The organism is Ruegeria sp. F5 (assembly GCF_056533845.1).
Genome location: NZ_JBQFOU010000010.1, coordinates 24,169 through 45,023, shown reverse-complemented (window position 1 = coordinate 45,023; position 20,855 = coordinate 24,169). Strand labels below are relative to the sequence as shown.

Below are 20,855 nucleotides of genomic sequence, written 5' to 3'. Positions count from 1 at the left end.
GTAACCCGCGCGGTCAATCGATCCAGAAGTGGAAAACCAAAAAAGCCCCGGCGTTTCCACGGGGGCTTTCGTTAGTCGAAAGAAGAACAGATTACTCTGCGCTTTCCTCTTTCTTTTCTTTCTTCTCGGGCACGATCTCTTCGCCGGTTTCCTGATCGACGACTTTCATCGACAGGCGCACCTTGCCACGATCGTCAAAGCCCAGCAGCTTGACCTTCACTTCCTGACCTTCCTTCAGAACGTCCGAGGGATGGTTCAGGCGGCGGTTTTCGATCTGGGACACGTGGACCAGACCGTCGCGCTTGCCAAAGAAGTTCACGAAGGCACCGAAGTCGACGATCTTGACCACTTTACCGGTGTAGATCTGGCCCTCTTCCGGCTCGGCGACGATCGAGTGGATCATCTCGTAGGCCTTCTTGATCGATTCACCATCGGGCGAGGCGATCTTGATCACGCCGTCGTCGTTGATATCGACCTTGGCACCCGACACTTCGACGATTTCGCGGATGACCTTACCGCCCGAGCCGATCACTTCGCGGATCTTGTCGGTGGGGATGTTCATGGTCTCGATGCGCGGGGCGTGGACCGAGAATTCGTTGGTCTCGGAGAGCGCCTTGCCCATCTCGCCCAGAATGTGCATCCGGCCGTCCTTGGCTTGCGCCAGGGCTTTCTCCATGATCTCGGGCGTGATGCCCGCAACCTTGATGTCCATCTGCAGCGAGGTGATTCCGTTTTCGGTACCCGCGACCTTGAAGTCCATGTCGCCCAGGTGGTCTTCGTCACCCAGAATGTCCGACAGGATGGCATAGTTGCCGTCATCTTCCAGGATCAGACCCATGGCCACACCGGCAACCGGTGCTTTCAGCGGAACACCGGCATCCATCATCGACAGCGAACCGCCGCAGACCGACGCCATCGAGCTTGATCCGTTGGATTCCGTGATCTCGGACACGATGCGGATCGTGTAGGGGAAGTCGGTTGCTGCAGGCAGAACCGCCTGCAGGGCGCGCCATGCCAGCTTGCCGTGGCCGATCTCACGACGGCCCGGGCCACCAACGCGGCCAACTTCACCAACCGAATACGGAGGGAAGTTGTAATGCAGCAGGAAGTTCGATTTAAAGTTACCGTGCAGCGCGTCGATGAACTGTTCATCGTCACCGGTGCCCAGCGTGGTCACGGCCAGCGCCTGGGTTTCACCACGGGTGAACAGGGCCGACCCGTGGGTCCGCGGCAGCATCGAGGTTTCGGCAACGATCGAACGGATATCGGTGGTCGAGCGACCGTCGATCCGCTTGCCACCCTTGACGACGTCGCCGCGCAGAATGCCGGCTTCCAGCTTTTTCATGGCCGAGCCGAGGTTGCCGTCTTCCAGCTGCTCTTCGGTCAGCGCTTCCTTGATCGCTTCACGGGCAGCGGCAACAGCGGCGGTGCGCTCTTGCTTGTCGGTGATCGCGAAGGCGGCGCGCATCTGCTCTTCACCGGCAGCGGCAACAGCAGCGGAAAGCTCCGAGTAATCGGGCGCTTCGAATTCAAACGGCTCTTTCGCGGCTTCTTCGGCCAGCGAGATGATCAGGTCGATCACCGGCTGAATCTGCTCATGCGCGAAGGTCACGGCGCCCAGCATTTCGGCCTCGGACAGTTCGTACGCTTCCGATTCCACCATCATCACGGCGTCTTTGGTGCCGGCCACGACCAGGTCCAGACGCTGTTCGGGGTTCAGGCGCAGGTCCTGCATGTCGTCTACGGTCGGGTTCAGGACGTATTCGCCATCCTCGAAACCAACGCGGGCACCGGCAATCGGGCCCATGAACGGCGCGCCGGAAATGGTCAGGGCCGCCGAGGCCGCGATCATCGCAACGATGTCGGGATCGTTGACCAGATCGTGGGACAGCACGGTGCACATCACCAGAACTTCGTTCTTGAAACCGTCAACGAACAGCGGGCGGATCGGACGGTCGATCAGACGCGCGGTCAGCGTCTCTTTCTCGGTCGGGCGCGCCTCGCGCTTGAAAAAGCCGCCCGGAACCTTACCGGCGGCATAGTATTTTTCCTGATAGTGGACGGTCAGCGGAAAAAAGTCCTGACCGGGTTTCTGCGCCCGCGCAAAGGTCACGTTTGCCATGACGCTGGTTTCGCCCAGCGTGGCAATCACGCTGCCGTCAGCCTGACGGGCAACCTTGCCGGTTTCCAGTGTCAGCGTTTCCTCGCCCCACTGCATTGATTTCTTCGTTACATCAAACATATGCGTATCCTAGAACGGAGCACTCCCGCCCCTGCGGGTCTCCGGTTTGCATGGCGGCCCCATTGCCGCCGACCCCAGTTTATCTTCCATTCGAGTGCCGGGGTCAGGGCACAACGTCTCAAGATAACGCGCGCATACATGAGATTGCGCGGGAAGGGAAGGGATAAGGCAGTAGAAGGCGTTCGGTCTAACAGCCGTTGTAGTTCTTATTGCCGCTTGCCGTTATCGTGTAGGTTCCACCGCGCGGACCTGTATAGCATTTGGAGTAGGTCCGCCTGACGGTGGGCTTGGGTCGGCGATATGTCGAAATCCTGCTGATTTGCGCGCGCCACTCACAGGCCAGTCCGTCGCCATCCCCATCAAGATTATGTGGATCCGAGAGCGGGCCTCCGGAAGCCAAAAAGAACTTCTGGGCCACTGCACCGTTTGGAAAATCGCCGCAATCGTACCGGTCCAAGCCGGTTGCGGTGGGCCTTGAGTAAACCGTCTTTCCAGCAGTCGACAGGCTGAGTTGACCGTAGTTACCCAAAATGCACTGGTTTACTCCTCGTTCGGCCAGTTCCGCCTCGATCATTAGTTTGCCGCGAGACGTGGTCTGCGTCTGAAAATAGGCAGCGCACAATTCTGAGGTCGAAGCTTGAGCGACTTTGGACGACAGTGCTTCGGGTGATAGAAGGTCCGCAGAGCAGGCCGTTAAAAGCATCATCGCTAGAGACAGTAAAAAACGCATTGAAATCCTCAACTCGGCTAAGAATACGGTGACGTTGGGCGGGGTAAAATTGCTGAAGTGGTTTAATTCGAATTCAGAATTGAAGGCTTAGCGACTTGACAGACCTTTTGAAAGAGGTGAGCGGACCCGGCGTGGAATGTATTGCAGGTTGCGGTATTGATCTCGTGCGCTAACATTATCAAAATTGAATGCGTTTTGTGAAATTTTGATGTCCGTGTAGGCTGTTACCACTGAACCCGCGGTCGAAAAGACGGAAACACGCCAAGGGGGTAGAACACTCACTGTCCGTCGGTTGACCGAATACCTTGGCGTTTGCACCTGGCGAACAGAGGGGCATTCGAATGGCTCAGACCAAGAAAATGCTGGATCCCGATCCACGCGTCTATGACTTTGAAACCGAGTACGAGTTGGGGCAGGACAATGTCAGGCCGTTCGGTCTTGATATTCACAACCCGGTTTTTCTGATTTCCAGTATCCTGATCTTTGCGTTCGTTCTGATCGCATTGGCCAATCAGGAGGCTGCGGCGACATTCTTCGGGTGGCTCAGACCCTGGCTGACCAGCACCTTTGACTGGTTCCTCGTGCTTTCGGTCGATGCCATCACCCTGTTCTGTCTGGTGCTCATCGTTCTGCCTGTCGGCAAGGTGAGGATTGGCGGCAAGGATGCCAAGCCGGACTATTCCTATGCCGGATGGATCGCGATGATGTTTGCCGCCGGTATCGGCATCGGGCTGTTGTTCTTCGGCGTGATGGAGCCGGTCTATTACAACTTTGCCGAAGACGGCAACGCCGTGCCGCTGGGCATCGACATCGCAGTGCCGGGAAATGAATACGCAGGCGTCGTCGGTACGATCCACCATTGGGGCCTTGAAGGTTGGGCGGTTTACGCCGCTGTCGGCCTGAGCCTTGCGATCTTTGCCTATAATCTTGACCTTCCACTGACCCTGCGGTCGGCCTTCTACCCGATCCTGGGCGAACGGGTCTGGGGCTGGTGGGGTCATATCATCGACACGCTGGCGGTATTTGCCACCTTGTTCGGTCTGACAACATCGCTGGGTCTGGGCGCGCAGCAGGTTGCGGCTGGCCTGAACGAAGTGTTCGGGATCGAACCCAGCCCGACCGTGGTTGTCCTGCTGATCATCGGCATCACGCTGATCGCGTTGGGCTCGGTCCTGATGGGCATGGATGCAGGCGTCAAACGGCTGAGCGAGATCAACATGATCATGGCCGTGGGCCTGTTCATCTTCGTGATCGTCGTCACCGGTGTCGGCACGGCCATCGCACGGTACTTCAACGTCATGGTGGATTACGTGACGCATCTTCCAGCCCTGTCCAACCCGTTCGGGCGCGAGGATACCAGTTACTTCCATGGCTGGACGACCTTCTACTGGGCCTGGTGGATCGCGTGGTCGCCCTTTGTCGGCATGTTCATTGCCCGCATCTCCAAGGGCCGGACGGTGCGTGAGTTTGTCCTCTGTGCGCTGCTGGCCCCCACCGCAGTCTGCGCGCTGTGGATGTCGACCTTTGGTGGTGCCGCCATCGACATGCTGAACGCAGGCGGAGCCGAAGGTGTACGTGCCACGGTGATCGACAGCTACGCCCCCGAAGGCGCGTTGTTCGGCTTCCTGAAAGAACTGCCGCTTTACAGCATCGTGGCCCCGATCGCACTGGTCCTGATTGTGGTGTTTTTCGTCACCTCGTCGGATTCGGGCTCGCTGGTGATCGACACGATCACCGCAGGCGGCAAGATGGATGCGCCGGTGGTGCAGCGCGTGTTCTGGTGTACGCTGGAAGGCCTCGTGGCGATTGCGCTGCTGCTGGGCGGCGGGCTGAGCGCCCTGCAAGGCGCGGCGGTATCCACCGGCATCCCGTTCACGCTGGTTGTTCTGATCATGTGCTACTGCCTGTGGCTGGCGCTGAAATCAGAGAAGGCTAAGATGTAGCCAACAACCCTGATGAACAGAAAACGCCCACCCCCGCGGTGGGCGTTTTTTCTTTGACGGCTCTACAGGGACAGTTCGCTCCTGTCATAGGAACGCGTCAGACAAATCGCGATACCCAGGACGCCACCGACACACCGATCATCGTGACCAGACAGAGCATAAACGCCACAATGCCCATTGCTCTGACGGGTTTTTCATTGACCGGCAGCACATATTGAAGCGTGGAAATCAGTTTTGTGCTTCGGGACAAGACGCGTATCGCTAAAGTCCCGAGCGCTGCAGCCCAAAGCCACATGCTGGAAACATACGATGAGACAAGGATGATGGCGATGAAAACGCCAACCTGATTTTGAAGAAGCGACGGTACTTCGACGAAATTGTGTTGGCTCAGGGCGTCAAGGATACTGCGCATGTAAACCGGATCGAAGGACAGCACCGCAAAAGCGGTCAGTCCGAATATGATCAGGTAGGAAAAATATGAGGCCAAAAAATCGACGATGATTGCGACCAGAACCGGTAATTTCCCACTGGCCATTTTCTGAATAATGAACCGGGTGCAAAACAGGGAAAGGTAGTCGATGACCGGGTTGATGATCAGGAAAAACGTCAAAACTCCACCGGTACCGATGACATTCAGCCCGAAGTCCGAGGCAAAGTAACGCTCTTCCGTGACAAAGAAGTAGAGATAGCAAAGGGCAAAGGTCAGCCAGGACACCAGACAAGACGCGAGGAAACATCGCAGGGTCCAGTGCCTGGGGCCGAACACCCGGACAAACAGCCCCATGACCGCCGTGCCGACCGGGCTGTTTGCCTTTGGGGCCTTCAGGCGCAGCAGCCATTCGGAAATGTCGGCCCTGAACTCGGGCGAGACCGCATCGTCGCCTTTCCAGAACACTGACAGGATAATCACGATCAGTGACGAGGCACCCAGAAGTTCCAGAATTTCGTGGCCGAGCACGTTTTTATGTCCTCATCAATCACTTTCAAGAAATCGGATGGTTCATGAGGCGCAATTTGCCCCATGCGAGTCAAGGATTCTCCCGCCGGGGTGACGGGGCAGTCTTATCGGTTGGTCTTTGGTTCGGAACACCGTTGTTTAGGTTGCCGCCGGATGGCGCAGAGCAGGTTGCCGGTGCGGTGCGATGTGGAACGGACTTGAAGGCTTGCATTCAAACCACGCGCGGGAAACGGGTTCCGAAAACGAAAAACGCCCGCCGGTTTGGCGGGCGTCTGAAACGAACGAAAAAGCTCTTACCGGCGGATGCCCAGCTTTTTGATCAGGTCCTGATAGCGCGCTTCTTCCTTGCCTTTCAGGTAGTCCAGCAGTTTACGGCGCTGGGCGACCATTTTCAGCAGACCGCGACGACCGTGGTTGTCTTTCTTGTGGGTCTTGAAGTGCTCGGTCAGGGTGGTGATGCGCGAGGTCAGGATGGCAACCTGGACTTCAGGCGAACCGGTGTCGCCGTCCTTGGTTGCGAATTCTTTCATGACGCGTGCTTTTTCAGCGGCAGTGATCGACATCGGGGTCTCCTTTGAAAAGGTTGAGGTTGATGGCGCAGGCCGGGATGTCGTCCAGCACAGGCCCATGGAGAAAACCGCACCGATTCCGATGCGGATGGGCGCGTATAGGCGCTTTTGGCGTGAATGGCAAAGGGATTCTGTGGGCTCAGCCCACCTGTCCGTATTGCGTCAGCTGCGCCTCGGTTATCAGTTGGATGTCGTCAGCTGCAATCCCTTCGGCCCCGAACAGGTTGGCCACCCTTTGACCGTCGATCAGAACATGGGTCAGGTTGGGGTTTTCTGCGTCGGTTTTGATCTGAATCTCGGGGTCCTCCTCGGCTTCCCATGTCACCAGCAGCTTGTCCTGCCCGGGCTGAAACCCCATGACCGTGACTTCTTCCTGCTGTGCGCCCAGCACGATCTCATCCGCGCCTTGCCCGCCATCCACAACATCGCCGCCGCCAGCCAGAATGGTGTCGTCACCCGCGCCGCCGTTCAGGAAATCGGTCGCGCCGTCGCTATCGTTGGCAAGCAGCAAGTCGTCACCGTCGCCGCCAAACAGAACATCCTCGCCTTCGCCACCGGACAGGGTGTCATCGCCAAAGCCGCCCTGCAGCGCATCGTCGCCCTTGCATCCGGTCAGAGTGTCATCATCCGCGCCGCCATAGAGCGCATCGTCGCCGGCACCGCCGTTCAGGTGATCCTCGCCGAAATGGCCGTAGAGAGTATCCTCGCCCTCATCCCCTGTCAGAGCGTCATCACCCGCGTCGCCATGCAGAACGTCGTCCCCCTGTCCGCCAGAGATCGTGTCCTCCCCGCCGCCCCCGTGCAACACATCGTCGCCGCCGCCGCCGGTGATAAAGTCGTCGCCCCCGTAGCCGTTGATCTGATCGACACCGTCCTGCCCGGTCAGCACATCCGTCCCGTCGCTGCCGGCAATGACCAAATCGCCGTTGAACTCCGACAGGATCGTTCCGGTCGAGACATCAGCCGCATCCGCGTCCGCCGGTTCGTCGACATTTTCGCCGATATCCAGATATTCGCCCTCGGTCATCGGGGCCTCGGTATCATCCTCTGGCATATTGTCATCGGCGTCTTCGTCTGAGACGAACACATCGCTCATCGCATATGCCGCGCCGCCGATGGCGGCCAGTCCAAGCAATCCGGCCAGAAACATGGGAACCCTCCGAAAGCGTACTGCCCCGGGGAAATATCCCATGTGATCAAGCCCCTGGTCAAAGCCAGGTTGAGTCTGTGGTTAACCTTTTGTCACCATCGCTCGGGCTGCTGGGTATAGGCGATATAGAGCGGGTGCTTTGGGTGCCCGTCCTTGGTCAGACCCAGATGGAACAGTGGCTGACCAGTGCCGCGCAGCAAGGATTCCACCGCCGGGCCCCGGTCGAGATGGGCGCCATGGGTGCCCCATGCAGCGATGACCTGATCGGCCCATGCGACACCGTCCAGAATGGCCGCGTCATTCGCAGGCCCCACCGGATCGGCGGCGGCGCGCATCTTGCGCGGGTCGGTGTCGCGCCAGGCAAAGATGTTCGTCACCTGAAACGCCCCGAACCCCAGCGCCCGCGCGCGGCGTTCGCAGCGTTCGACGGTCGGGTCATTCTGCACCTCGGTTGCGGTCGAGGGGTTCAGCATCACAAACAACGCCTTGCGCCCGGCCGCGTCCCAGATGCGGGTCAGGCTGTAGCGGTAGTGCTCGCAATCGGAATACACGGCGGTCGAGGGCGCGTCGCCCTTGGTGTGGGAACGGGTGATCATGATCCGGGTTTGTCCGGTTTCGGACCCGTTGACAAGGGCCGATGTCCGGACGGGCGAAATGTGCTAGGTTGCCGGCATTTGAACGTGCATTGGGGGGCTTTTAATGACTTTCGAAACACTTGACCCTGCCGATTGGGAGCAGACGCGCAAACTGGCGCATGAAATGCTGGACATGGCGCTGGACCACACGCGGGATGTGCGCGACCGGCCCATCTGGCAGGACATGCCGCAGGACGTGCGCGCAGGCTTTGAAACCCCCGCGCCGCAGCAGGGCTTGCCGCTGGGCGATGTTCTGGACGACGTCAATGCCCGCGTGATGGCCTATCCGATGGGGAATATCCATCCCCGGTTCTGGGCGTGGTACATGGGCGCGGGCAATTTCACCGGCGCAATGGCGGATTTTCTGGCCGCCGTGCAGGGCTCGAACCTGGGTGGCGGCAACCACGCGGCGGCCCTGATCGACCGGCAGGTGGTCGACTGGCTGCGGGAAATGATCGGGCTGCCCGCAGGGTCCAGCGGCACGCTGACCAGCGGCGGCAGCGTTGCCAACATGATTGGCCTGACGGTGGCGCGCAATGTGCAGTCCGGCATCGACATGCGGCAGGACGGTGTGGCCGCGATGGAGCGGCCGATGCGCTATTACGGGTCGGAGCAGATGCACAGCTGCCACCAGAAATCGCTTGAGACGATTGGCCTTGGCAATACCGCCCTGCGCCGGGTGCCCACGCGGGACGACCTGACGATGGATCTGGATGCCCTGGCCCGGATGGTCGCGCAGGACCGCGAAGACGGCCTGAACCCCGCCTGCGTCATCGCCACCGCCGGAACCGTCAATACCGGGGCGGTTGATGACCTGAACGCAATCAGTGCGTTCTGCCGGAACGAGGGGCTCTGGTTCCATGTCGATGGCTGCATTGGCGCGTTGATCGCGATTGCGCCCGATAACCGCTGGCGCGTCGCCGGAATCGAAAGGGCGGATTCCGTGGCGCTTGACCCGCATAAATGGCTGCATGCCCCGTTCGAGGTCGGCTGTGCCCTTGTCCGCGATCATGATGCGCATCACGGGACATTTACGCTGACGCCGGAATATCTGGAACCACAGTCGCGGGGCGTTGCCGGGGCCGCGTTTCTGCACGACTACGGCATCCAGACCACGCGCGGGTTCCGGGCGCTGAAGGTCTGGATGTCGCTGCGCGAGCATGGGGTCCAGAAATTCGGCAGGCTCATCGATCAGGACATCGAAAAAGCGCAGTATCTGACGGGTTTGATCGAGGCGCAGGATGCGTTGAAGCTGATGTTTCCGACCTCGATCAACATCGTCTGTTTCCGCTACGATCCCGGTGGTCTGAGCGATGACGCCCTGCGCCAGATCAACACCGAAATCATGCTGCACCTGCAGGAGGAAGGGACTGCCGTTGTGTCCGATACAACCGTGCGTGGCTCTCACTGCCTGCGGGTTGCGGTCAACAACCACCGCACCCGGACCGAGGATCTGGACCTGTTGGTATCCGAAGTGCTCAGGCTGGGGCAGGCATTGCGGCCAGCCGCCTGACGCCCGGGTCAGGTGGGGTCCACAAAGACCCGGCTGGGATGCAATTCGCCGGATTTGTAGATGCCGACTGCGATGGCCTTGCCGTCCAGCGAGGCCCAGGCCTCATCGCCATAGTCCACGTCCGAGGCCAGCACCATGCCCGGATTGCCATTGCGCAGGCGGGTGGCGCCTTCGGGGGTGCATTTCAGCTCGGGCAGGTCCGACAGGCCGGTTTCAAGCGGGTGCAGATAGTCGTCCAGCGCGGTGGTCTTGGCCATTTCATCGATCTGTTCGATGGACAGCCCGTCCTCGGCCTCGAACGGGCCGGACCAGATGCGGCGCAGTTCTTTCACATGCCCGTGGCATCCCAGCGCCGCCCCCAGATCGCGGGCAATCGAGCGGACGTAGCCGCCCTTGCCACAGGTCATTTCCAGCACGATATGGTCGTCGTCGGGGCGGTCGACCAGCACCAGTTCCTCGACCCACAGGGGGCGGGCGGAAAGTTCCACATCCTCACCATCGCGGGCCAGCTTATAGGCGCGTTGGCCGTCGATCTTTGCGGCGGAAAACTTGGGCGGCACCTGCATGATCTCACCCAGAAACGGGGACAAGGCGGCTTTGATATCGTCATCCGAGGGGCGCGCATCGCTTTGCGCAATCACTTCGCCCTCGGCATCGTCGGTATTGGTGGCCTGACCCAGACGCACGGTGAAGGTGTAGGCTTTCAACGCGTCGGTGATGTAGGGAACGGTCTTGGTCGCCTCACCCAAAGCCACGGCCAGAACGCCGGTTGCCTCGGGGTCCAGTGTGCCCGCATGGCCGGCTTTCTTGGCGTCCATCGCCCAGCGTACCTTGTTGACCACCGACGTAGAGGTCATGCCCGCAGGCTTGTCCACCACCAGCCAGCCGGAAATGTCGCGACCTTTGCGTTTGCGTCCCATGTGTCACCCAGAATCTTGCCAAGGCGCGCGGGTTAACGGATCACCCGAGCACTGTCAATTTGCTGGCGTATCTTCGACCACACCCACAATCGGCCCCAGCGAAAACCCCAGATCCGACCGGTTGCCGGCACGGTCATACATGCGCGAGATGTTACCGTCGAAGAACAGCGCGTTCGGGGTGTCCAGCACATCGCGAAACAGGCTGCCGAATTCGTGGAAGGTCACGTAATCCTCGGAAATCGCAAACACCGCGCGCGTACCATCGGCACTGGTGCCCACACCGTTGCGCACATAAAGCGAGGTCGAGTCGGGCAGGAAGCGCGGGTGCAATTCCCCGTCGATAACCAGCATTGGTCCGGATTGGGTGGCGAACCGGCACTCGGGGGCCTGATCGACGTAATCCAGCGTTTCGAACACATCGGCGCGACCGTCGCGGATGCAGAACACCCCGTTGGGCAGCAGGCCGAAATTGCCGGGGCCGGGATTGGAAATGACACGCATCTGCTCTTGCCCGTTCTCGACATAATGTCCCACGGGCGAGCGGTCGTCGTGATACATGCCCGCGTTCATCGCAAAGGCCAGGCGCTTGCCCTCGGGCTCGAGCGCCTCGTTCACCGAGGAGAAATGGCCCAGCACCTCGCCATCGTCGCCGTTCAGGAACAGGCGCAAATCCTCGGCGGCGTCGACTTCGCAGATGGTATAGCGCTTGTTCTGATGGGTCAGCTTTTCGCAGGTCACCGCGCCAGCCTGCACCGCCCACAGGGCGAGGCCGCAGGCAAGAAACGCTCGGATCACTCGTCCAGATCGCGGCGCACCGCGTCCTGTTCGAACATGCGGCGGGTGTCGTCCAGACGGTCGAACGTGTCATCCAGACGAAACCGCAGATCGGGCGAGAATTTCAGGCCGACCTTCTTGCCGACCATGCGCCGCAGCTCACCCTTGTTGCGGGCGAGCAGCTCGATCACATCCTCCTGCCCTTTGCCGCCCAGCGGCAGCACATAGGCGGTGGCGATCTTCAGATCGGGCGAGGTGCGCACCTCACCCACGGTGATCGACATGCGGTTCAGGTCGGGGTCGTGGACATCTCCGCGCGCCAGAACCTCGGACAGGGTGCGGCGGATCAGTTCGCCGACACGCAGTTGCCGTTGGGACGGGCCGGGGCCATCGTGGAATTTGTTCTTTGCCATAAACCCCGATCTAAGCCCAAAGGCGGGCTTTGCCAAGCGGGCGCGAACCGGGTAGGAGGCTTTGAGCAGTTTGCAGCAAGGGAACACCGCCATGACCCATATTCCGGGGATCGTCATCACAGGGGCTTCGGGCCGCATGGGGCAGATGCTGATCAAGACCGTGACTGACAGCGATCAGGCGCGTCTGGTCGGTGTGGTCGAGCGCGCGGGCCATGACTGGATCGGGCAGGATGTGGGCACGGCGATGGGCGGCCCCGCGCTGGGTGTCACCGTCACCGACGATCCGCTCGCGGCCTTCGCGCAGGCGCAGGCAGTGATTGACTTCACCGCGCCCGAGGCGACGCTGGAGTTCGCCGCCTTGGCCGCACAGGCGCGCTGTGTACACGTGATCGGCACCACCGGCATGAGCGACGAACAGATCGCGGCGCTGGAACCGGCCGCGCGCCATGCGGTGATCGTGCGGGCGGGAAACATGAGCCTTGGCGTCAACCTACTGGTGCAACTGACCAAAAAGGTTGCCGCCGCGCTGGATGAGGATTTCGACATCGAAGTGATCGAAGGGCACCACCACCACAAGGTCGATGCCCCCTCGGGCACCGCGCTGATGCTGGGCGAGGCCGCAGCCGAAGGGCGCGGCGTCAATCTGTCCGATGTGTCCGACCGGGGCCGCGACGGCATCACCGGCGCGCGCCAGCGGGGCCATATCGGCTTTCACGCCATTCGCGGCGGAGACATTGTCGGCGAACATGACGTCCTGTTTGCCGCCCCAGGAGAACGCATCGTCCTGCGCCATCTGGCCACCGACCGCGCCATCTTTGCCCGCGGCGCGCTGAAGGCGGCGCTGTGGGGGCAGGGCAAGGCTCCGGGTCAGTATGATATGGTGGATGTGCTGGGGTTGTAGGTGCGGCGGTTAGAAGTAAGTGCGCACAAGAACGTAGGCAAAAACATAGGCAAAGAACACGGCGACCCAAAAGAGCAACGCTACTATTATGGATGCGAAACCTAGCGCGAAAAAAAGAAAATAGTTGGCATTGGGGATGATCCGTATCCCATTAGGCACGTTTAGATCGTGGCAAAATTCATGTATGAAAAATTGGTTGGCCGCCCCATAGGCGCTCAGAACCAGCCGTCTGCGTGACGGCGGAGTGCCGCGCGTTCTGATCCAGAACTCAATGAACTCATCCTTGAAGTTGAAGACTGAAAAAACCGAAGACAGAAAAATCATCGCGGCCCATGATGTCAGGGGCATGATAACCACAAATCCAAACATTAATAATAATAGAGTCAGCAATTCTTTTTCCTTGTACCCCTCGCAAACATACAATTCGCATTAGCGAAACGCCGCCACCCCCGGCGGTTCCGCGCCGTCCTGTTCGACCTGCGCAAACAGCGCCCCCAGCCTCTGATCCCATGTGGGAAACTGCCTTGTCAGCGCATAGGTCAGCCGTTCGGCTCCGATTGAGATGCCCAAGGGCGCGGCCTCGCCGCCGATGATGATCTCTCCGATCTCGGTCCAGTTGGCCGAGGGCGGATAGGCGGTGGGCGCGGGCTCGGCCTGATCGCCGATGCGGTAATAGACGCCCATAGTGATCAGGTAATCCTCGCCAAACGGGTCGGGAAAGAAAAAGCCCGAGGCATCGCGGGCGGCCAGAGCCTCGGCTTCATCGCGCAGCAGGACCTTTTCGGCAAAGGGCAGGTCCAGACCATCCAGAACCGGACGCATGTCGTCGGATTGTGGCACGCTGACAAAGGCCAGGCGCGCCGGGTCGAGGCCGAAATCCTCGGTCAGAAGGCGCACCATAAGCTGCGTCGTGTCGCGGCCCGAGATCGCCCCGCCGGGATGGCAGCCGACCTCGTGAAACAGGGGCAGGACATCGGGGCGGGTTTTCTCGTCGACATCGCCGACGCGGGCCAGAGGCTGGATGACGAACGCCTTTTCGGCCAGAACATCCTGATCGAAATCATGCCGCAGCCCGCCATTGTAGCCCGCGTCGCCGGTGGTGATCGGCAGGGGCGGGGCCTCGGTGAACCCAAGCACGGCAAAACCCGTGCGCAGGCGATCGAGCGTGACGGCAAACTGCGCCTCGAACGCGTCGTTCTGGCTGGTCGCGCTCAGGCCGATCCGGGGCAGCAGCGCACTTGCGGTGGCTGCCGTTCCAAGCTGCACAACGTTCCGTCTGTTCAATGCCATCTTCGCCTCCTTTGCACACGCGCAAGGAGAGTATCGCAGAAGTTTGCGGCAAAGGTTAAGGCTTTCTGAAAACACGCCCCACAGGGCGTGTCGTCACAGATCTCTGATCTTGTCCGCGCGCAGGGGACAGGCGAGGTAGACGCCGAATTCCTTGCCGATATCGGCACTGACGCGGGCATGAACTGCGCCCTGACGGTCAAGGAACCGCTGGGTGTCTTCGACCGGGAAAATCCCCTCGTGCCAGATGCCGGGATGAATATAGAGCCCGCGCGCGCCGTCGCACCAGAAGGCCACTACTTTCTCGGGCGTCAGGTTGTCGCCGGGCAGGGCGGCGGGGATGATGAAGGGCTTGTTGTCCAGCGGCCAGAACATCTGACCTCCGTCCGGGTGATAGTTCATGTGCCACAGCAGGACCTGATCGCGGGGCGCGGTTTGGCGGGCGGTTTGCGCCTGCTGCGGGTCGGTGGACCAGCCCAGAACATAGTGGCCACCCACCGCCTCGTTCTCGCCATACAGCACATCGCCCTTCCATTTGCCGCGAAAAGTGCCCTCGACCCAGCCGCCTTCGTCCCCGGTGCCCTCGTCGATGGGCCGCCAGCCCTGTTGCGGCCAGCGGGTGATCTCGATCTCGAACCCCTCGGGGTCATCGACCAGACAGCCATAGCCTTTGACGGAGGCGTCGGTGGCGCGGATCAGCGGCACCTCGTGCCAGGGCAGCGAGGGCTTGGTGCTGGCTTCAAAGATATATTCGGGGGCGTTCATGCGACCTCCATATGTTTGTCGACCATGCGCTGCACCATCGGGGCGAAATGGGCAAAGCCGGGGGTTTCCATGTCGGCGCGCTTGCCTGCCTCGTCCAGATAGCGCACCTGAATGATCTGTTGCAGGTTCGGGTTGGCCTCGAACGCGGCGACCTCTTCGGCATTCATGGGCCCGCCCTGCAGTTCCAGCGTATGGACCGATGCGGCGGACAAGCGGTTGAAATACTCGGGCTTTGTGGCGCAGAGATACCGTTTTGCCGCCACGTGATAGCGGCAGCAATCGGTGATGACCGAGGGGAAGAACTGCTCCAGCACTTCGGCCCCCGCATCCTCGTGATGACGATCCTCGGTGTCGTCGGGATGGTAGGTGCCGAATTCCGAGGTGAAATGGCCGATATCGTGCAACAGAGCGCCGACGATGATTTCCTCGGGCATGCCGTTCTGTTCGGCGATGGTGGCCCCTTGCAGCATGTGTTCGGCCATGGTGACGGGTTCGCCCAGATATTCCTCGCCGCCGCGGCGGTCGAAGATATCGCCGATGAAGGCCACGATATTGTCGCGGTTGAGGCTTGAGAAGTCCGGTTTCATTCCGCCGCCTCCGGCTGCGCCATCTCCATCGCGGCCAGTGTGGAGAGCAGCCCGTCCTTGTCAGCGTAGCAGCCCTGCAGCCAGCGGGACCCGGAACCGGAATAGCCCAGACGGGCGTGCAGGACGCGGGTGTTGTCGACGATGAAGCTTTCGCCCGGTTCCAGCTTGAACGACACGCCCATGGCCGGGTTGTCGATGATCTCGCCCAACTGGCGATAGGCGGCGTAGTAAGCCTCCATCTTGTCGAACGGCACGTCGATGAACGGGGCCGAGGAGCGGTTGTTGAAGCGGATGCCGATCAGTTCCCTATCGGGTGACAGTTCGATCATCGGGCGGCGCGCGCGCAGGCAGACCCCGTCCGAGCCCATGTATTCGAACCGGGCCGGATAGCCCGCCAGCAGGGCGAAACCTTCGGGGTTCCGGTCGCGCAGGCGCTCGGCGGCGCGGAAACCGTCGACCACAATGGACTCCCCGCCCTCAGCGCTGTTTTCAAGGCAATAGAGGATCTGCAGCGTTGGCACCGGATCGCGATAGGGGTTGTCGGTATGGGCCTGCAAGCCCATCCCGGTAAAGGCGAGGTTGTTGGGGTTCACCTCGGTCCGCACCTCGAAATAGGGGCCATAATTGGTCTCGCGCACATAGCCGAACAGATCGGCCACCTGCAGCAACGATTCCGGCTCGGTCGGGCCGCCGGTCAACCTGGCAAAACCGTATTCCGCGACGGCAGCCAGCCAGTTGCGCTTGGCGGCGGGGTCCGCGTGAACCTGTGCCCAATCCCCGCTGGGCGCGTCGATACCTTGCGCCCATGTGGTGATGCCGGGGGCGATGCGCCCGAACGCGGCGCTTTGCACTCGGTCGTAGCTATGCGTGGCCAGCCATTGGGCGGGGAAGGTGACGGTCTTGTCTTCCGGCTGGAACGTGACCTGCAAATCGCCATTCACAACATCCGCCGCGCTGACCGAAACATCGGCGGGGATATCGCCGATGGTGATCAGGCGCTGGCCATTGCCGGGCGCGCGGGTTTCCGGGTCCAGCGCATTGTCGCGCAGCCAGATCGCATGAAAGCGGGACCGGGCGCCGCCGGCAAATTCAACGGTGATGATTGAAGGTTCAAAACGAACGGTGCGCAGCATCGGGGTCTCCTGTCTGGCGCGGACTTTGCTTGAGGAGATACGTGCTTTCTGACATTACGACAATTAAACCTTATTGCGACTGAGGCTTGGAAAATCTTATGGCTAAGAAAAAGATCGGATTGCCGCCACTGGACTGGCTGCGCGTGTTCGAGGCTGCGGGGCGTCTGGGCGGCTTTTCCGCCGCCGCGCGCGAGTTTGGTCTGACGCAGGCGGCGGTCAGCCAGCGGATCGGCAACCTCGAGGCATGGCTGGGACGGTCGCTGTTCGTGCGCGAGGCGCGCGGCGTGTCCCTGACCATCGAGGGCGAGAGCTATCTGCCGCTGGTGCAGGACAGCCTGCAGGCGCTGGAACGCAATACCGAGGACCTGTTTGGAAAGTCCCCTCGCGAATTGCGGGTGGCGGGCCTGTCCTCGCAAATTCATGCGCTGGTTCTGCCTGCCTTGCCCGCGTTCCTTGAGATGCGGCCCAAAGTGCGGGTGATGACCGATTCGATGGCCCGCCGCTCGTCACTGGAGGAAGAGCGGACATGGCTGCAACTCCGCTACGGCCGCGGCGCGTGGCCCGGACGCAAGGCGAAACTGATCGCGCCCGAGGTGCTGGCCCCGATGGCCGCGCCCGGTGTGGCGTGGGGCGCGCCGCTGATTGACCTGCGCGGCGAACGCCCCGGCTGGCAGGACTGGGCGCGGGTTGCGGGTGTCGAGGATTTGCCGACTGGTCGGCTGAGCTTCGATTCCGTTGGCCACGCAATCACGGCAGCGCGGCAGGGGATGGGGATCGCTCTGGGCTCGGTGCCCTTGGCGGCGGGCAATCTGCAGACGGGGCGGCTGTGCAGGCTGGACCTGCCCGAGCTGCAGACGAAAGATGGCTATTGGCTGACATGGCCCGAGGATCGGGTGCGGTCAAAACGGCAGCGGGCGTTGATTGACGATTTTCTGCAGGCGCTGCGGGGCGAGGCCTAGAAGTCGATGGCAATGCCCTTTTTCTCCCAATCGCCATAACGGGCCGGATCGGGACCGTCGCGCCCGCCCAGTTCCTTGGGCCGTTCCCCGGCTTCCGCCTCGGCCTTCTTGCGACGCTCTTCCGCCTCGGCCAGGGCGCGCTGGGCGGCAGGGGGCAGGTCTTTGCGCTCGTCACTCATGACATCGGGTTCCTTTCCGTTCAGCGCCTTGATATACGCCCTCGTCCGCCCAAGGCAATGCGGGCAAAGGTCATCAGGGGCACTCAGCATCATGTCAAATTCCGCAACAGCCGCGCGGCGCAGCGCAATCTATCTGCTGGATCAGATATTGGGCGAGGGGCGGTTGCTGCCCGAATGTCTGGCGGCGGGCGCGTTGGATCGTCTGGCTCCCGAAGACCGCGCGCGGGCGCAACGGCTGACGGTCGAAACCCTGCGCGGGCTGGAACGCGCCGACCGGCTGCTGGCCGATCACCTGCGGCAGACGCCCGCGCTGACGGTGCACAACGCCCTGCGGCTGGGCACGGTTGAGCTGTGTCAGGGCGAGGCGGCGCATGGGGTCGTCAATTCGATGGTCGGGATCGTCGGGCGGTCGCGCAAGCACGGGCGGCTCAAGGGGTTGGTGAACGCGGTTCTGCGCAAGATTGCTGCCGATGGGCCCGAGGCCTGGCCCAAAATGCGGGTGCCGCGCCTGCCGGAATGGTTGCGCGATCCGCTGATCATGGCCTGGGGCGAGGACGCGGTGAAGGGCATGGAACAGGCCCATTTTGCCGGAGCGCCGCTGGACGTGACGGTGAAGCCGGGGGGCAAGGCCCCGGGCGGAGACAGTTTGCCCACGGGCTCGGTCCGGCTGCAGGACGCGGGGCAGGTCTCGGCCCTGCCGGGCTACAAGGCCGGGGACTGGTGGGTGCAGGACGCGGCGGCGGCCTTGCCGGTGCGGGTTCTGGATCCGAAACCGGGGGAAAAGGTACTGGACCTCTGTGCTGCGCCGGGGGGCAAGACGCTGCAACTGGCCGCCGCCGGGGCTGAGGTCACAGCGCTGGATATTTCAGAAGCACGACTGGCGCGGGTGCATGAGAACCTGAAACGCACGGGTCTTGAGGCCAAAGTGATCGCTGCGGATGCGCTGGACCATCAGGGCCAGTATGACGCCATCCTGCTGGACGCCCCCTGTTCGGCGACCGGAACCATCCGCCGTCACCCCGATCTGCCCTTTGCCAAGGACGGTTCGGAATTCGGCGGGCTGATCGAATTGCAGGCGCGGATGCTGGCCCACGCCTGGACCCTGCTTAAACCCGGCGGGCGGCTGGTTTATTGCACCTGCTCGCTGCTGCCCGACGAAGGCGAGGTGCAGATCGAAGAGGCTTTGGGCCTGCATCCCGACATGCGCATCGACCGCTCGGCACTGGACCTGCCGGGGATCGAAAGCGGCTGGATCACCGAAGAGGGCGGCTTGCGCCTGCGCCCCGATTACTGGCCCGACACGGGCGGCATGGACGGGTTCTATATCGCCTGCCTGAGCAAATCCACCTAAGCGAAGCTTTTCCATGACTTGACGATCGGGGCGGTCTATCGTTGGGTCTCAGGCGCCAGCAGAGCGCAAGGGGCAGAGTAACGGGCGTCATGTCACAGTCGGACACCATGACCAGTCGGTGGATGCGGTTCCAGAACCGGTTCCACGCGCGCCTGAGCCAGAGGCAGAAGGCGGTCAGCGGCTTTGTATCCCAGCCTGAACCCCGCACCGTAGGGTCTTTTGCGCGCGGTCGCCAGCTGGTCGCCGGGAACCTGCTGTTTGCCGGCTATCTGGTCGAGGCGCAGGACACCGGATTGTGGGAGGTCACGGCCCCCTCGGCCGGATTTGACGACGACCGCCACGGCTTTGCCTGGCTCGACGATCTGGCCGCCGTGGGCGACATGCGCGCGCGGGAAAAGGCGCAGCGCTGGGTCTGGGGCTGGATCGAGGCGCATGGCCGCGGCCAGGGCCCCGGCTGGGTGCCCGACCTGACCGGACGGCGGGTGATGCGCTGGATCAACCACGCGCTGTTCCTGCTGCGCGGGGCGGATGAGGCGCAAAGCCGGCTGTTCTTCCGCTCGCTGGCGCAGCAGACATGGTTTCTGTCGAAACGCTGGCAGGCAGCGACACCGGGCCTGCCGCGATTCGAGGCTCTGACAGGTCTGGTGCAATCCGGGCTGGCGCTGGAGGGGCTGGAACATATGGCCGATCCCGCCCTGCGCGCCTTGGCCGGGGAATGTGACCGGCAGGTGGATGCGCAGGGCGGCATTCCGACCCGCAACCCCGAAGAGTTGCTTGAGGTGTTTACCCTGCTCAGCTGGACTTCGGCGGCGCTGCATGATCTGGGGCGCGGCACCCCGGCGGCGCAGGCCAATGCCATCAAGCGCATCGCGCCGACCCTGCGCAGCCTGCGCCACGCCGATGGCGCGCTGGCGCGGTTTCACGGCGGCGGGCGCGGCATCGAAGGCCGGCTGGAACAGGCGCTGGCCCAAAGCGGGGTGAAACACAAGGCGGCGACCGAGTTGCCGATGGGCTATGCCCGTCTGTCCGCCGCCCGGACCACGGTGGTGCTGGACGCCAGCGCGCCGCCGACCGGCGCGGCCTCGTACAACGCCCATGCCTCGACCCTGGCGTTCGAGCTGACCTCGGGACGGCGGCCTCTGATCGTCAATTGCGGGTCCGGGGGGAGTTTCGGGCTGGAATGGCGGCGCGCGGGCCGGGCGACGCCGTCGCATTCGACCCTGTGTCTGGACGGCTATTCCAGCGCCCGGCTGGCGCGTGCGATTCCGGGCCGGGAAACGCAGGCACTGGTCGATGCGCCGCAGGACGTGCCGGTTCAGTTCGAGGATGCGTTCGAGGGTGTGCGGCTGATGGCCGGTCATGACGGCTATGCAAGGGTCTTTGGCCTGACCCATGCCCGCACGCTGGAACTGCGCTTTGACGGGCGGGAACTGACGGGTGAGGATATTCTGCTGACCGCAACCGACAAGGCGAAGCGGCAGTTTGACCGGGCGTTGGATGCCTCTGGCCTGTCCGGGATCGGGTTCGATATCCGGTTTCACCTGCATCCCGACGTGGATGCGGCGCTTGATCTGGGCGGGGCGGCGGTGTCGATGGCGCTGAAAAGCGGTGAGATCTGGGTTTTCCGCCATGATGGCGTGGGAAAATTGTCGGTCACTCCAAGCGTTTACCTTGAAAAAGGGCGTCTGAAGCCACGCGCGACAAAACAGATCGTTCTATCCGGCCGCGCAATGGAGTATGCGACGCGCATCGGGTGGACGCTGAGCAAGGCACAGGATACAGCCTACGCCGTGCGCGATCTGCACCGGGACGAGCCCGAATTCGACTGACGCCAAAAGGACCTTTG

General features: G+C 62.0%; 21 protein-coding genes. 6 read left to right on the top strand and 15 right to left on the bottom strand.

Annotation, left to right across the window (positions count from 1 at the left end; translation table 11 throughout):
• Positions 1–91: 91 nt before the first annotated feature.
• A complete protein-coding gene (pnp, locus tag ACR0K1_RS15780; protein ID WP_480612129.1) occupies positions 92–2,242 on the bottom strand; it encodes a polyribonucleotide nucleotidyltransferase in 2,151 nt (716 codons plus the stop codon).
• Positions 2,243–2,429: 187 nt separating this feature from the next.
• Positions 2,430–2,972 (bottom strand): excalibur calcium-binding domain-containing protein, encoded by a 543-nt coding sequence (locus ACR0K1_RS15775; RefSeq protein WP_480851250.1) that lies wholly within the window; start codon positions 2,970–2,972, stop codon positions 2,430–2,432.
• A gap of 341 nt (positions 2,973–3,313) precedes the next feature.
• Between ACR0K1_RS15775 and ACR0K1_RS15770 the strand changes: the two genes are divergently transcribed.
• Positions 3,314–4,915 carry a BCCT family transporter gene (locus ACR0K1_RS15770; RefSeq protein WP_480612131.1) on the top strand — a complete coding sequence of 534 codons (1,602 nt, stop codon included), beginning with the start codon at positions 3,314–3,316 and terminating at the stop codon, positions 4,913–4,915.
• Between the two features lie 97 nt (positions 4,916–5,012).
• On the opposite strand, the gene ACR0K1_RS15765 is transcribed toward ACR0K1_RS15770, so the two are convergent.
• From ACR0K1_RS15765 to ACR0K1_RS15750, 4 genes are all read right to left on the bottom strand, one after another.
• Positions 5,013–5,873 carry a hypothetical protein gene (locus ACR0K1_RS15765; protein WP_480612132.1) on the bottom strand — a complete coding sequence of 287 codons (861 nt, stop codon included), beginning with the start codon at positions 5,871–5,873 and terminating at the stop codon, positions 5,013–5,015.
• Positions 5,874–6,166: 293 nt separating this feature from the next.
• Positions 6,167–6,436, bottom strand: coding sequence for a 30S ribosomal protein S15 (rpsO, locus tag ACR0K1_RS15760; protein WP_008757925.1), 270 nt, complete (start codon positions 6,434–6,436; stop codon positions 6,167–6,169).
• Between the two features lie 145 nt (positions 6,437–6,581).
• Complete coding sequence (locus ACR0K1_RS15755) at positions 6,582–7,592, bottom strand: calcium-binding protein (protein ID WP_480612133.1); 1,011 nt, start codon at positions 7,590–7,592, stop codon at positions 6,582–6,584.
• Between the two features lie 92 nt (positions 7,593–7,684).
• Positions 7,685–8,188, bottom strand: coding sequence for a DUF1643 domain-containing protein (locus tag ACR0K1_RS15750; protein ID WP_480851249.1), 504 nt, complete (start codon positions 8,186–8,188; stop codon positions 7,685–7,687).
• 103 nt (positions 8,189–8,291) lie between these two features.
• On the opposite strand from ACR0K1_RS15750, the gene ACR0K1_RS15745 reads away from it, so the two are divergent.
• Entirely contained in the window at positions 8,292–9,740 is a 1,449-nt protein-coding gene (locus ACR0K1_RS15745; RefSeq protein WP_480851248.1) for a pyridoxal phosphate-dependent decarboxylase family protein, read from the top strand.
• An 8-nt stretch (positions 9,741–9,748) separates the two neighbouring features.
• Here the strand turns inward: ACR0K1_RS15745 and truB are convergent, their stop codons facing one another.
• Genes truB through rbfA form a run of 3 tightly spaced genes read right to left on the bottom strand, consistent with a single transcriptional unit; the run spans position 9,749 to position 11,847 of the window.
• Positions 9,749–10,660 carry a tRNA pseudouridine(55) synthase TruB gene (truB, locus tag ACR0K1_RS15740; RefSeq protein WP_480612136.1) on the bottom strand — a complete coding sequence of 304 codons (912 nt, stop codon included), beginning with the start codon at positions 10,658–10,660 and terminating at the stop codon, positions 9,749–9,751.
• 54 nt (positions 10,661–10,714) lie between these two features.
• On the bottom strand, positions 10,715–11,455 hold the full coding sequence (locus ACR0K1_RS15735; RefSeq protein WP_480851247.1) for a phosphodiester glycosidase family protein: 741 nt from the start codon (positions 11,453–11,455) through the stop codon (positions 10,715–10,717).
• Positions 11,452–11,847, bottom strand: coding sequence for a 30S ribosome-binding factor RbfA (gene rbfA, locus ACR0K1_RS15730; protein WP_010438628.1), 396 nt, complete (start codon positions 11,845–11,847; stop codon positions 11,452–11,454). The genes ACR0K1_RS15735 and rbfA overlap by 4 nt, the downstream gene beginning before the upstream one ends.
• 91 nt (positions 11,848–11,938) lie before the next feature.
• Between rbfA and dapB the strand changes: the two genes are divergently transcribed.
• Complete coding sequence (dapB, locus tag ACR0K1_RS15725) at positions 11,939–12,748, top strand: 4-hydroxy-tetrahydrodipicolinate reductase (protein ID WP_480612138.1); 810 nt, start codon at positions 11,939–11,941, stop codon at positions 12,746–12,748.
• 9 nt (positions 12,749–12,757) lie between these two features.
• On the opposite strand, the gene ACR0K1_RS15720 is transcribed toward dapB, so the two are convergent.
• The 5 genes from ACR0K1_RS15720 to tmpA form a co-directional block, all read right to left on the bottom strand.
• Complete coding sequence (locus ACR0K1_RS15720; protein WP_480612139.1) at positions 12,758–13,096, bottom strand: hypothetical protein; 339 nt, start codon at positions 13,094–13,096, stop codon at positions 12,758–12,760.
• A gap of 81 nt (positions 13,097–13,177) precedes the next feature.
• Entirely contained in the window at positions 13,178–14,038 is an 861-nt protein-coding gene (locus ACR0K1_RS15715) for a hypothetical protein (RefSeq protein ID WP_480851246.1), read from the bottom strand.
• Between the two features lie 93 nt (positions 14,039–14,131).
• Positions 14,132–14,800 (bottom strand): ureidoglycolate lyase, encoded by a 669-nt coding sequence (locus ACR0K1_RS15710; protein ID WP_480612141.1) that lies wholly within the window; start codon positions 14,798–14,800, stop codon positions 14,132–14,134.
• Positions 14,797–15,387 carry a (R)-1-hydroxy-2-trimethylaminoethylphosphonate oxygenase gene (gene tmpB, locus ACR0K1_RS15705; RefSeq protein WP_480612142.1) on the bottom strand — a complete coding sequence of 197 codons (591 nt, stop codon included), beginning with the start codon at positions 15,385–15,387 and terminating at the stop codon, positions 14,797–14,799. Before tmpB ends, ACR0K1_RS15710 begins: the two co-directional genes overlap by 4 nt.
• Complete coding sequence (tmpA, locus tag ACR0K1_RS15700) at positions 15,384–16,520, bottom strand: 2-trimethylaminoethylphosphonate dioxygenase (protein WP_480851245.1); 1,137 nt, start codon at positions 16,518–16,520, stop codon at positions 15,384–15,386. Before tmpA ends, tmpB begins: the two co-directional genes overlap by 4 nt.
• Positions 16,521–16,618: 98 nt before the next feature.
• Here tmpA and ACR0K1_RS15695 point away from each other — a divergent pair, with 98 nt between their 5' ends.
• Positions 16,619–17,479 carry a LysR family transcriptional regulator gene (locus ACR0K1_RS15695; protein ID WP_480612144.1) on the top strand — a complete coding sequence of 287 codons (861 nt, stop codon included), beginning with the start codon at positions 16,619–16,621 and terminating at the stop codon, positions 17,477–17,479.
• Here ACR0K1_RS15695 and ACR0K1_RS15690 read toward each other — a convergent pair.
• A complete protein-coding gene (locus ACR0K1_RS15690; RefSeq protein WP_480612406.1) occupies positions 17,476–17,658 on the bottom strand; it encodes a DUF1674 domain-containing protein in 183 nt (60 codons plus the stop codon). The two genes, ACR0K1_RS15695 and ACR0K1_RS15690, sit on opposite strands and share 4 nt — an antisense overlap.
• Before the next feature lie 91 nt (positions 17,659–17,749).
• Here ACR0K1_RS15690 and ACR0K1_RS15685 point away from each other — a divergent pair, with 91 nt between their 5' ends.
• Positions 17,750–19,009 carry an RsmB/NOP family class I SAM-dependent RNA methyltransferase gene (locus ACR0K1_RS15685; protein ID WP_480851244.1) on the top strand — a complete coding sequence of 420 codons (1,260 nt, stop codon included), beginning with the start codon at positions 17,750–17,752 and terminating at the stop codon, positions 19,007–19,009.
• 89 nt (positions 19,010–19,098) lie between these two features.
• Complete coding sequence (locus ACR0K1_RS15680) at positions 19,099–20,838, top strand: heparinase II/III family protein (protein ID WP_480612146.1); 1,740 nt, start codon at positions 19,099–19,101, stop codon at positions 20,836–20,838.
• The last annotated feature ends 17 nt before the right edge of the window (positions 20,839–20,855 follow it).

What these genes read in the sequence shown, in the direction of transcription:
- ACR0K1_RS15720 (WP_480612139.1), bottom strand. Translation starts at nt 13,096, where the DNA reads ATGCCCCTGACATCATGGGCCGCGATGATTTTTCTGTCTTCGGTTTTT.
- truB (WP_480612136.1), bottom strand. Translation starts at nt 10,660, where the DNA reads ATGGGACGCAAACGCAAAGGTCGCGACATTTCCGGCTGGCTGGTGGTG.
- dapB (WP_480612138.1), top strand. Translation starts at nt 11,939, where the DNA reads ATGACCCATATTCCGGGGATCGTCATCACAGGGGCTTCGGGCCGCATG.
- ACR0K1_RS15685 (WP_480851244.1), top strand. Translation starts at nt 17,750, where the DNA reads ATGTCAAATTCCGCAACAGCCGCGCGGCGCAGCGCAATCTATCTGCTG.
- pnp (WP_480612129.1), bottom strand. Translation starts at nt 2,242, where the DNA reads ATGTTTGATGTAACGAAGAAATCAATGCAGTGGGGCGAGGAAACGCTG.
- ACR0K1_RS15775 (WP_480851250.1), bottom strand. Translation starts at nt 2,972, where the DNA reads ATGCGTTTTTTACTGTCTCTAGCGATGATGCTTTTAACGGCCTGCTCT.
- rbfA (WP_010438628.1), bottom strand. Translation starts at nt 11,847, where the DNA reads ATGGCAAAGAACAAATTCCACGATGGCCCCGGCCCGTCCCAACGGCAA.
- rpsO (WP_008757925.1), bottom strand. Translation starts at nt 6,436, where the DNA reads ATGTCGATCACTGCCGCTGAAAAAGCACGCGTCATGAAAGAATTCGCA.
- ACR0K1_RS15715 (WP_480851246.1), bottom strand. Translation starts at nt 14,038, where the DNA reads ATGGCATTGAACAGACGGAACGTTGTGCAGCTTGGAACGGCAGCCACC.
- ACR0K1_RS15710 (WP_480612141.1), bottom strand. Translation starts at nt 14,800, where the DNA reads ATGAACGCCCCCGAATATATCTTTGAAGCCAGCACCAAGCCCTCGCTG.
- ACR0K1_RS15680 (WP_480612146.1), top strand. Translation starts at nt 19,099, where the DNA reads ATGTCACAGTCGGACACCATGACCAGTCGGTGGATGCGGTTCCAGAAC.
- ACR0K1_RS15750 (WP_480851249.1), bottom strand. Translation starts at nt 8,188, where the DNA reads ATGATCACCCGTTCCCACACCAAGGGCGACGCGCCCTCGACCGCCGTG.
- ACR0K1_RS15690 (WP_480612406.1), bottom strand. Translation starts at nt 17,658, where the DNA reads ATGAGTGACGAGCGCAAAGACCTGCCCCCTGCCGCCCAGCGCGCCCTG.
- ACR0K1_RS15695 (WP_480612144.1), top strand. Translation starts at nt 16,619, where the DNA reads ATGGCTAAGAAAAAGATCGGATTGCCGCCACTGGACTGGCTGCGCGTG.
- tmpA (WP_480851245.1), bottom strand. Translation starts at nt 16,520, where the DNA reads ATGCTGCGCACCGTTCGTTTTGAACCTTCAATCATCACCGTTGAATTT.
- ACR0K1_RS15770 (WP_480612131.1), top strand. Translation starts at nt 3,314, where the DNA reads ATGGCTCAGACCAAGAAAATGCTGGATCCCGATCCACGCGTCTATGAC.
- ACR0K1_RS15745 (WP_480851248.1), top strand. Translation starts at nt 8,292, where the DNA reads ATGACTTTCGAAACACTTGACCCTGCCGATTGGGAGCAGACGCGCAAA.
- ACR0K1_RS15755 (WP_480612133.1), bottom strand. Translation starts at nt 7,592, where the DNA reads ATGTTTCTGGCCGGATTGCTTGGACTGGCCGCCATCGGCGGCGCGGCA.
- tmpB (WP_480612142.1), bottom strand. Translation starts at nt 15,387, where the DNA reads ATGAAACCGGACTTCTCAAGCCTCAACCGCGACAATATCGTGGCCTTC.